This window comes from Microbacterium koreense, from assembly GCF_042677105.1.
Classification (GTDB): Bacteria; Actinomycetota; Actinomycetes; order Actinomycetales; family Microbacteriaceae; genus Microbacterium; species Microbacterium koreense.
In genome coordinates this window covers 1-1,633 of sequence record NZ_JBHTIM010000002.1, presented here as the reverse complement: position 1 = coordinate 1,633, position 1,633 = coordinate 1, and the positions used below count along the sequence as shown (strand labels likewise).

Genomic DNA, 1,633 nt, shown 5'->3' with positions numbered 1-1,633 from the left:
GTCAACGACCCCGGATCCGTCGGAACATTCGCCGGCGCCGCCGACGCAGGCCCCGCAAACGCCACAACCCCCGCCACAGCAAGCACCGAAGCACCCACCACAGCAGCCACGCGACGCGCGAAACCGCTCCTACCATTGCCGCTCATTGCATCCCCTTGCTGTCGGTACTGCTCTTCGGCACTGCGATCGGCTATAGGTCACTCTGCCCGCGCGCCAGGCGCGTCATCCGCCGTCCCTGTTTTCGCACCTCATCTGGGGCGAATCGACCGATGGCGTCACATTACGCCTGAAGATATGAGAACGGAATGGGTTGTCCACAGGCGCCGAGGACGCCTCCATCCACGACGACGACGACGGTGTCAGGCTCGGCCGTACCGCACCCGACACCGACGTCGTGTCCGCGTCAGCGGCTCAAGATGTCGTGCCCACTCACGCCTGCGCGTTGCGGCGTCGGGCGATGATGATCGCGGCTCCGAGCGCGGTGAGCAGAATCGCGACCCCCGCGACCGCGAACATGAGCGCACCGTCTCCACCGGTCATCGGAAGGGGAAACGCGGGGAGTTGTGGGTTGGGGATGGCCATCACGACGGGGGTGGCGACTCCCGCGGCGGTGACGGTGACCGGGATCGGCGTCTCGGTCAACTCGTACCCGGCAGGCGCGGCGATCTCACGCAGGTAATAGGTGCGCTCGATCGGGTCGGCGTCGGTGCTGTTCCCGGCGAACAGACCCGGGATCAGCACAGTGCCATCCGCACCGGTGGTGAACACCGTCTGCGCGGGAATCACCGCGCCCGCGGCATCACGTGTCACCGCGATACGCCCCGCCTCCGCACCCGCCGCGGCCTCAGCCTCGGTCGCGTACACCGCGAACTGCGCACCCTCGAGCGTGTTCGCCACCTCACCGGCGGCGTGCTTCAGGATCGACACCGCACCCCAGTACGTCGTGGCAACCGGAGTCGTGATCGGCGTGCCCGTCATACCCGGGTCGTTGATCCACACATCCGCGGTGTTCTCGATCGCACCGGTGGCGACCACCGTCGTGTCGAACACGATCTCCAACACCTGCCCCTGACCGGTGTTGATCGCCACCGCGTCGAAAACCCACTGAACCGTCTGACCATTGACCGTCTCGGTCGGCGTGACATCCGCGCCACCGATCGTCACCGACGTCGTCGACGCGAACGCGAGCTTCGCATCCAGCGTGTCCGTCACACGGAAGTCCGAATACGACTGTCCGTCCGCAAGCTGCGGGATATCGATCGTGATCGTCCACGGCACCGTCTCACCGAGCCCGGCACCGGCCGGAGCACCCGGAACCTTCGACACCGTCGTGATCGAGTTCTTCGGATACACGTGCACATCCGAGTTCCACGTGCCCTCACCCGTCGGAATCGGGATCGTCACCACGAACGGCGCAGCCATCTGCGTGATCGTCACCGGCTCGCCACCCGCGGTCGCCCCCGGGCTCACCAACTCCGTCACCAGATACGCACCCACCGCCAAGCTCGACACCGACGCCGAACCATCCGCCGCCGTCGTCACCGTCACCGGCGACCCCGTCAACGGCGCAGAACCCGGATCGGACACATAACCCTCAACCGCATCCCACCCCTCGGTCGTCGTCAGATCGACA

At 66.5% G+C, this 1,633-nt stretch carries 1 protein-coding gene; it reads right to left on the bottom strand.

Annotation, left to right across the window (positions count from 1 at the left end):
- Positions 1-429 precede the first annotated feature (429 nt).
- A partial coding sequence (locus ACFQZV_RS13590) for a SpaH/EbpB family LPXTG-anchored major pilin (protein WP_378783352.1) occupies positions 430-1,633 on the bottom strand: 1,204 nt, incomplete at its 5' end.